The sequence below is a fragment of the Leptolyngbya sp. CCY15150 genome (assembly GCF_016888135.1).
Classification (GTDB): domain Bacteria; phylum Cyanobacteriota; class Cyanobacteriia; order RECH01; family RECH01; genus RECH01.
Map to the genome: position 1 here is coordinate 20,925 of NZ_JACSWB010000101.1, position 8,230 is coordinate 29,154.

Below are 8,230 nucleotides of genomic sequence, written 5' to 3' on the forward strand. Positions count from 1 at the left end.
GACTACAACCCTCCTGGTAATTGTTCATTGATCAGTGCCCAATACAGCCCCAATTGCCGTATTGCCTCGTTAAACTGATCAAACTCAACAGGCTTCCGTACATAGCTATTAGCCCCTAGGCTATAGCTTTCTACAATATCGCGGTCTTCACTAGATGATGTGAGCACCACCACGGCTAAAAGACGGGTGCGATCGCTGCCTCGAATCTGTCGCAGCACCTCTAGCCCATCGATCTTAGGTAATTTCAGATCAAGAAGCACCACACAGGGTAATGGCTCGATGGTAGCTAGTAGCTGTATGGCTTCTTCACCATTGTGGGCTACGACGATATCGTTGGTAATATTGCTGCGCCGCAGGGCCCGAATCGTCAATCGCTCATCATCGGGATTGTCTTCAACCAGAAGAATAGCGCGGAGATATGTCATGATCTATGCCCCTCGGTGGTGATGGGTGTGAAGGGTAATGTGAAATAAATGGTTGCGCCTTGATCAACCTGCCCCTCTGCCCAAACCCGCCCGCCATGGCGGTGGATGGCACGCTGAACCGTAGCTAAGCCAATGCCTGTGCCGGGAAATTCATGGGTATTGTGCAATCGTTGAAACACGCCAAACAGCATATTGGCATAGGCCATATCAAAACCAGCTCCATCATCTTGGACAAAATAGGTGAGTTGTCCATTCACTTGGGTGGTACCAAACTCAATGCGGGCAGTGGGATGGTGGCTGGTAAACTTCCAGGCATTTTGTAGGAGGTTACTGATGACGACGCGCATCAGGGTCGCATCAGCAGAAACAAGCACGTCTGGAGCTACCACGACGTCAACCTGTCGGTTTGGTTCAGACACCTGCAGCTCACTCACCTGTTCTAACACTAAAGTACTCAAGTTGACCGTAACATAGTGCATCTCTGATCGAGAAACCCGAGATAACCGCAGCAGGTCATCAATCAGCATCCCCATACGTTGAATATTACGCCGAATGCGATCAAAATAGTCTCGCCCTTGATCATCTAAATACTCCCCATAGTCTTCGATTAACGCTCGACTGAAGCCATCAATGGCACGTAGGGGCGATCGCAAATCGTGGGATACGGAATAGGCAAAGGCTTCGAGTTCTTGATTGGAGGCTGCTAGTTGAGCGGTTGTTTGCTGCAACGTCAGCTCAGCCTGCTTGCGATCGGTAATGTCCAAGATCGTACCCACCAATTGCATAAGCTGTCCTGTGCTATCAAAAACCGGTTCTCCTCTGGCTTGAATATAGACCAAGGTGCCATCTGGGCGATAGGCTCGGCATTCCAAATCGTAGGGCTGTCCTGTTTCAAGACCGCGCTGAACGGTTTGGTTATGATGGAGCTGATCCTCAGGATGATAAAGCATTTGTAATTCATCAAAGCTTGGCATACCTGCCGCTGGATCTCGGCCAAAGATCCGAAACACTTCGTCCGACCAGTAGATCACCTCTGTTTTGATATCAAACTCCCAACTGCCTAGTTTAGCAATGCGTTGAGCAGCTTGTAGGTGGGCATCACTCTTGCGTAACTGTTCTTCTACCTGCTGCCGTTCGGTAATATCATGGGCAGCACAGTAGAGCAGATCATCGTAGGACTGGGCGTACCACTCTAGATAACGATAGCTACCATCTTTGCAGCGATAGCGATTTACCAGGCCACGCACCATCTTTTGTTGCTTAAGATCAGCGATCGCTTGAATCGTGATCTCCAAATCATCGGGATGTAAGAAGTCTAGACATGACCGCCCCTCTAGCTCATCGGCCTCATAGCCTAGAGCAACGTTCCAAGACTGATTTACACGACAGAATTTCCCATCATTATCTGCAATACACAGTAGATCTAGGGCAACGCTGAAGAACTGCTCCAGCTCTTCTTTATTCTTCTGAAGCTGCTCTTCAGTCAATTTGCGTTGAGTAATATTGACATGGCAGCCGAGCATCCGACGAGGTGTTGTTGGATTACTCCATTCAATAATCTGTCCTGAGCAAAAAATCCACACCGTGGAGCCATCTTTGTGACGATAGCGCACTTCAACCTGAAAAGGAATGTCTCCTTGGCTTTCAAGATGACGCTGAAAGGCTTCAAAAACAAGGGGCAGGTCATCAGGAAAGATGATGGTCTTCCAACTCTCGGCCGCCGTCAGTTCATAGTCTTCATAGCCCAACATCTTTTTGCAGCCCCGACTCCAATATTCCTGGTTATTCACCAGATCCCAGTCCCAATAGCCGGCTAAAACGGTGTCGAGAATATGTTCGAGAAGCGCCAAGTGATAGCGAAGGTATTCAGGCTCTTGGAGATCTGCGGTCTGGGTTAGGGGAACTGAGATCGCTTGGGGCGTAAGTTTTAGGGCAGCCTGGAGGGTGTCATGGGTGATCACGCCGATCGCCTGTCCCGCATCATCCACGACCCAGACATGGCGATCGCCGGACTGCTGAAGCTGGGTTTCGGCAACGGTCAAATCCGTTAAGTCTGAGTAGCGCAACCATTGGGGTTCCGTGATCACGTCGCGGATCAGGGTTCTCAAGGCGGAGGGCTGAGTAGCCACGAGGTGAACCACATCTCGGTCGCTAAAGCTACCGAGTAATTGCCCATGGTCAACAACCAGTAAGCAGCTTGCCCGCGCATCTTGGTATCGTCTATCTTGACCATCAACAGGCGGCTGGGATAACGCCATACTCATGGTCGCGATCGCCTCCTGAACGGTGACGTCAGCAGCGATCGCAATCGGTGGACAAGCGATCGCTGCTTGGCGCTGGGCAGCGGTGAACGTAGCTAAAGGAGTAGGCATAGAAGCTTGAGAAAAGGGGCTAGCCTGAATGGCTTATTTAAAGTTAAGGCCAATCAGTCTCCCAGAGACTAGCAAAATTCTTGCCTCGTGCAATCCCGGAGATTGCTAGTTTTGCTCACAAATTATCACCCCATCTAGGTAGCATCTACAGCTTCCTGATGAACCCTAGGCTTTATCTCGACTCTTGACGTACTCCAACTGTGCTGGCCGGACGGGCTCGCCGTTGCCGCGTTTGGATGGTTTTTAGCCATTGCTGTACCTGCGACACATTGGGATCCCGCCGACCGTAGCGCCATTGCACATAGGCATCGGAAATGGCTTGAATGGCCGTGGCTCGGGGCTCGGGGTGATGGGCTTGGGCCAGCCGAGCATATTCCAGCGGCGTTTGGGCGGGTGGTTTGGGAAAGCCTTGCTCTGCCAAGACTCGCAACATCTGTTGGTACATAGCTTCCATGGGCGGCAGTCCGCGCACCCATTGCTGATAGCGCCAGGAGCGTAGCCCCGACCAACCTAGCCAGCCCAAAAATCCGAGACCGGTGAGGATCACCAGAGCCAGCAGTGTTCCTGCCCAGCCTCGGCTAAAGAGGCCGGCGAAGAAGCCGATGATGCGGTTAAAAAAGTTGGCGATCGCATCCATCGCGGTATTGATGAAGCCGGTCACCGGCGACGGCAGCCAGCCGGCCACCCATTGCCAAAGCTGCTGCAAGACGCTGAAGGTTTCCGTTTGCTCCACTGAGGGAGGGATGAGCTCATAGCCAGGAATGGGGTTGAAGCCAAACCAGCCATATTCGGTGTAGATTTCGGTGATCGCATGGGCATCGGTGTTGCGCACCACATAAAAGCCGGTGAAGGGATTAAATTCACCCGGATTGAACCCCACTGTGAGCCGAGCCGGTATGTCAATCGACCGCAGCATCAGGGTCAAGACCGTGGAAAAGTGATCGGGATAGCCGCCGCTGTGGTCAAACAAGAAAGCTTCGGCTAGATCTTCGCCCTCTTCTAAAAAGGGTACATCTGGCTGGATCGTATAGTTTTGCTTGAGGTATTGGGATAGATAGAGCGCCTGCTCATAGGGCGAGGTGATCGGCGAGGGGGCGCTGTCTAAAATGTCCTGGGTCAACGTGCGCAGCTCGGGGGCGATCGCTTCCGGTACTTCAAGATAGTGATTGCGAATGCGGTTGGGATAGTCGGTGGAGGCTTGCTGTAGACGGGTGCGATCGCGATAGGGTACGTCTGACACCACCGTATAGGTCAACCCTTCACTCAAGCCCACCGGCGATCGCAAGCTGTTCTCCGCATCCACCGCAATTTCCCGCGTGGGAAAATAAACATGGCGAGCGGAATACATCGTGGGAATTAAGTTCGGCAACTCACTCACCACCGTGTAGGACTGCACCACCTCTCGGCTGGTGGCAGAGGTTAGGGCTCTGAAGGTCGGCGGCATGATAAACCGATAGCTCCAGGACGGTCGCCGCAGAATTTGGATATCTTCTTCGTCATTACGAGACACCTCCCAGCCCTGACCGGTGTAGTGGTCAAAGGACAGCACTCGCCAAAAACCCGGCGCTTGCGATCGCACCCGCATCACCACTTGGCTCTCTAAGCTACCCCGCAGATTTTGGTTCATGCGGGTATTGAACCCGTAGTAAAAATCGCTATCCAGTTCACCAGGGCCATCCAAATTGTCGCCGCTACCGGCTCCCGTGCCATCACCATCAACCCCCTCGCGCACGTAGCCAGGATTGGTAATCGTCTGACCGTCAAACTGTCCTTCAAACTGAATGGGAGAACTGACCGGAAAGGTGCGCAGTTGGTATCCCGGAAAGCGCGGTAATGCGGCAAAAATCGCCAGACCCAGCCCAACCACGACCAATACTAAGGTGCTCCAGCGGCGCAGGGAAAAGTTCAGGGTCAGGGTTTTCAGGCGGCGGCTGGTGAGCCCCAACTGGGAACGATAGTCCAACACCATCACCGGCAGAGCGATCGCTACAAAAATCAGCAGCAGCGGCGCAAAGGCTAGGGTTTGGCTAATCGTGCCCGCCACGCCGATCAGAATCAGGCCAATGATCATGGAATAGCCCAAGTCTTTGCGCCGAGGTTGGTCAAAACTATGCAGCACCTGTAGATGGATCAACAGTTCTGCTAGGGCTAGGCGCGTATCTACCTGCCCCCGAGCAATGTTGAACAAAAAGATGGCCAGAGCCAGGAGCATGGCGATCGCAATACTAAACTGAGTCGAGGTGTTGCGCTTATGCCGCTGCCGCCAGCTCCACCAAGCCCCCACGATACTGGCAGGAATGGCCCAGGCGCTGATCCACAGCGGATTGGCCACATCCGCCGCCGCCACATCGGTCGCCAAAATACCCACCGTCACCATCGCCTGCACCAAAACCCGCAGCGGAATCGATTCTTCCGGCCGCGGGCGGGGCAAAGCGGCGAGGCGTTCCCAAAGGGCCCCAAAGGGCGATCGCCGAATCCATTGTTCTAGTCTCGAAGCGTCTTGGGCGGGTGCGTTAGCGGGAGCCGTTGCGATGGGACGGGTCATACAAACTCAGTCAAACTCAGTGGCGAAGGACAGGCGATTCCAAGAGGCGATCGCACTCTATAGCCCAGTGTAGCCACCCAGACCCAAAACACCCACCCAGGCAGTTGAGTTTACGGCAGGTAGGCAGATTGAATGGCCCAAACCACCAGTGTCGCAATAGCACCCAAGATAATGACCGAGGATAGGGCGATCGCCACTCCACTGTCTGCCTGATCAAATTTCATAATTCCACGATTTTGGTCGGTCATAGGACATCTCCTTACACAGCTCAATCTGGCCTAAACACCTTGCCATACATCAGGTGTAACACTCCTAAATGATTCCCATAGCAGACTTAACGGAATGTTTGGATTGCGGCAATACTCCGTCACAAAGCCCACCCCATGCGCCCAAAAGTGTTAACTTGTGTAAAGTTACGAAATATTGAGGATGACTTGACTTAAAGCGCCAATGCTTAAATGTTTCTGCGTTTACCCACAGAAATGTTGCATAGCGAACAGTTGAGAGCAGAAATGCAGGATAGAGATGAGTGGGATTCCTTGATTAGACGTTCCTCACGCCAGCTTGTCTAGTCCACTGTTACTGATTTGACGGGAGTATTTGAGTGACCCTATCACTACAAACCACACAAGCTACGGGTGAATCACTAATTGCTAGCTTTTTCCAACAATCGGCTGGGCAATGGCGTTCAGAGCGCCGCTACTACACCCTGCCCGATGGCGATGTGAAAGAAATGGTCAGTATGATTACAGTCCGCTTCTTGACGGCGGGTTGTTCAGAACTGCTGCACCTGGCCCAACTCCATCCAGAGGGCGATCGCCTCAAGCTAACCTGCGGGGCAGAGGTGACCTGGACTAGTACCGATGCCACCACTGGGCGCAAAAAATCTAAGGGTACAACCCTGTTTGGCGTGCAAGGTGATACCCTCTATCGCGATCGCGGCTTTGCTACGCCCCATCCCGTCACCGCCCAGTTCTACTTCAACCATCCCACCACCCTCTGCCTGCGCACTGAGTACAACGACTCGGTCTTTGAGGAGGAGCTGAAGCTGATTGGGCAGCAGTATCGCACCCGCCAAACGATCATCTCTCGGGCGGGCGAACAGCAGATGATTGGTCAATACCTAGAGCGCCGCATCGGCTAGCGATCGCCCTTGGGGTGCATGAACCTAGCGCGCTGACCCATCTAGGTTGATGCATCCCGGCTTGCTGGTGTATTTACAAACCCGCTGCCACAGCACCGCCCTCGTGCCCGGCGGCCCCACGGAAAACAAGACGCGATCGCCCCCAATCATCGAGACAATCTTGACGCCGCAGACTGGGCAGCTTTGCTCGTTTGGGCTGGACATAGGTTCTCCTCCGTTTATCGCTATGGGTAACGGTGTTAGAGATTTTAAGGGTTGATGGAAGCGATCGCTGGATTGTGCTAAGAATTTGTTATTATTGTTGTCGGAATGCTGGTGTAGCTCAGTTGGTAGAGCAGCTGATTTGTAATCAGCCGGTCGCAAGTTCGAGTCTTGTCACCAGCTTATAAGTCAGCCCTCTGAGACTCAAAAAACTCAGAGGGCATATTCTCGTGAATACGGCATCTTGATAGTACAGGAGAACTAAATAATGGTTGTCACTGTATCAGTACTAATATGCTATGCACAGGCAATCGCATCATCATTATGAGCCAGGGTTCTCACTCACACATTGTCAATTGCTAAGATATTCTGCAAGCGGTTATAGAAAATACAGCATCAATCAATTTCAGTCTAGGTATAGACAGATTATATTCTTGGTTTAATGAAGTCTATCGAACAAACAAAATTAGTACATGTAAACTATTTGCTCTCGTAAGAAACTCTTTATGTTGATTTGCTTAATACAGTACACATGAATTACAAGATTGCCAGTCCATAGCATTTAATAGACCTTGTCGGTAATTAGTTGCTCGTTATCCAAATAGATGTAATAGCCATAAGATCGATTGGTTTCGGTCTAAGAATTGATTGTTTCTCCTAAGTCCGATTAAGTCTAATGTAGTGCTCCTTCTGCACTTCTTCGGCTGCTCTTTCGATTTACAGGTTATTTTCTGGAATAGTCTTGTCCATCTTGAAGAACTAATTATTCAACCTGACTATACTCAAACCAACAAGGTGTGAGTCTTATGTTCTCGCATATAGTTTATATGTTTATCTTGTGAGGTTTTCATGTTGTTTACTATCGCTCCTAACAGCTCTGTTTACTGGGGTTCGCTAATTGGAACTGCTTTGGCAACCTTCTTTGCAACTTCTTATGCAAATATTCCAGTTCCAGGGAGTGCTAAGCTAAACTCTATGCAATGTACAGAAAGTGATCGTAGCGGCTCACAAGTTCAGAGTAATGAAAAAAATTACTCTTATTTATTTGATGGCTACCAACTTTTCATGAATGAAAAATCTGTTGCATTGGGTTTTATTATCCCTAGAGAGTTACAAGAAGAATTCAAAACGTCTCCTTTAAGAAGAGTAGAGGTGAACATTGATAATCTTAGCAGTGCTCACAAGGTACTGCTGTGGGTCGACTTTGGTAATGGCAGAATCAGAGCTGTGTCTCCATCTTCAGTTGCAGGTACAAGGTTTGATTTTCTAATTCATGAAAACATAGATGATGGAGGTCAGAACATTGATGGGAGCAGTGTTTACACAATTCGAGTCGATATTACCTATGAAGGTAACACTTTGCCAGTAGGAGCTTTAATCTCATCAGAGCAAATTAAGATTGACCTGGATTATTAATTAAAGTTCAACCTGGCTTGCCAATTATTTATACTTATCGCTCTTCAATGACTCTAGGCAGAAGAAAACTCTCGTAGCGTCGTAGCAGGCACTCCTCGAAATTGATTCATAAGCCGTATGAGCATCT

The 8,230-nt window shown here is 50.5% G+C and carries 7 protein-coding genes and 1 tRNA gene; 3 read left to right on the forward strand and 5 right to left on the reverse strand.

Annotated features, from left to right (window positions below):
* Positions 1-2 precede the first annotated feature (2 nt).
* The 4 genes from JUJ53_RS01055 to JUJ53_RS01070 form a co-directional block, all read right to left on the reverse strand.
* Positions 3-425 (reverse strand): response regulator, encoded by a 423-nt coding sequence (locus JUJ53_RS01055; RefSeq protein ID WP_204150132.1) that lies wholly within the window; start codon positions 423-425, stop codon positions 3-5.
* The gene (locus JUJ53_RS01060; protein ID WP_204150133.1) at positions 422-2,797 is read right to left on the reverse strand and encodes a PAS domain-containing protein; all 2,376 of its coding nucleotides are present in this window, start codon (positions 2,795-2,797) and stop codon (positions 422-424) included. Before JUJ53_RS01060 ends, JUJ53_RS01055 begins: the two co-directional genes overlap by 4 nt.
* A 172-nt stretch (positions 2,798-2,969) precedes the next feature.
* Entirely contained in the window at positions 2,970-5,342 is a 2,373-nt protein-coding gene (locus JUJ53_RS01065) for a DUF3488 and DUF4129 domain-containing transglutaminase family protein (RefSeq protein WP_204150134.1), read from the reverse strand.
* Positions 5,343-5,452: 110 nt separating this feature from the next.
* Positions 5,453-5,590, reverse strand: coding sequence for a hypothetical protein (locus JUJ53_RS01070; RefSeq protein WP_204150135.1), 138 nt, complete (start codon positions 5,588-5,590; stop codon positions 5,453-5,455).
* A gap of 356 nt (positions 5,591-5,946) precedes the next feature.
* Here JUJ53_RS01070 and JUJ53_RS01075 point away from each other — a divergent pair, with 356 nt between their 5' ends.
* Positions 5,947-6,486, forward strand: coding sequence for a phycobiliprotein lyase (locus JUJ53_RS01075; protein WP_204150136.1), 540 nt, complete (start codon positions 5,947-5,949; stop codon positions 6,484-6,486).
* Positions 6,487-6,510: 24 nt separating this feature from the next.
* On the opposite strand, the gene JUJ53_RS01080 is transcribed toward JUJ53_RS01075, so the two are convergent.
* Positions 6,511-6,690, reverse strand: a complete 180-nt coding sequence (locus JUJ53_RS01080) for a hypothetical protein (protein ID WP_204150137.1) — start codon at positions 6,688-6,690, stop codon at positions 6,511-6,513.
* Positions 6,691-6,797: 107 nt separating this feature from the next.
* Between JUJ53_RS01080 and JUJ53_RS01085 the strand changes: the two genes are divergently transcribed.
* Both JUJ53_RS01085 and JUJ53_RS01090 read left to right on the forward strand, forming a co-directional pair.
* A tRNA-Thr gene (locus tag JUJ53_RS01085) sits at positions 6,798-6,870 on the forward strand.
* 666 nt (positions 6,871-7,536) lie between these two features.
* Complete coding sequence (locus tag JUJ53_RS01090; RefSeq protein ID WP_204150138.1) at positions 7,537-8,103, forward strand: hypothetical protein; 567 nt, start codon at positions 7,537-7,539, stop codon at positions 8,101-8,103.
* Positions 8,104-8,230 lie beyond the last annotated feature (127 nt).

Coding starts and splice junctions, on each gene's coding strand:
- JUJ53_RS01055 (WP_204150132.1), bottom strand. CDS start 425: ATGACATATCTCCGCGCTATTCTTCTGGTTGAAGACAATCCCGATGAT.
- JUJ53_RS01060 (WP_204150133.1), bottom strand. CDS start 2,797: ATGCCTACTCCTTTAGCTACGTTCACCGCTGCCCAGCGCCAAGCAGCG.
- JUJ53_RS01065 (WP_204150134.1), bottom strand. CDS start 5,342: ATGACCCGTCCCATCGCAACGGCTCCCGCTAACGCACCCGCCCAAGAC.
- JUJ53_RS01070 (WP_204150135.1), bottom strand. CDS start 5,590: ATGACCGACCAAAATCGTGGAATTATGAAATTTGATCAGGCAGACAGT.
- JUJ53_RS01080 (WP_204150137.1), bottom strand. CDS start 6,690: ATGTCCAGCCCAAACGAGCAAAGCTGCCCAGTCTGCGGCGTCAAGATT.
- JUJ53_RS01090 (WP_204150138.1), top strand. CDS start 7,537: ATGTTGTTTACTATCGCTCCTAACAGCTCTGTTTACTGGGGTTCGCTA.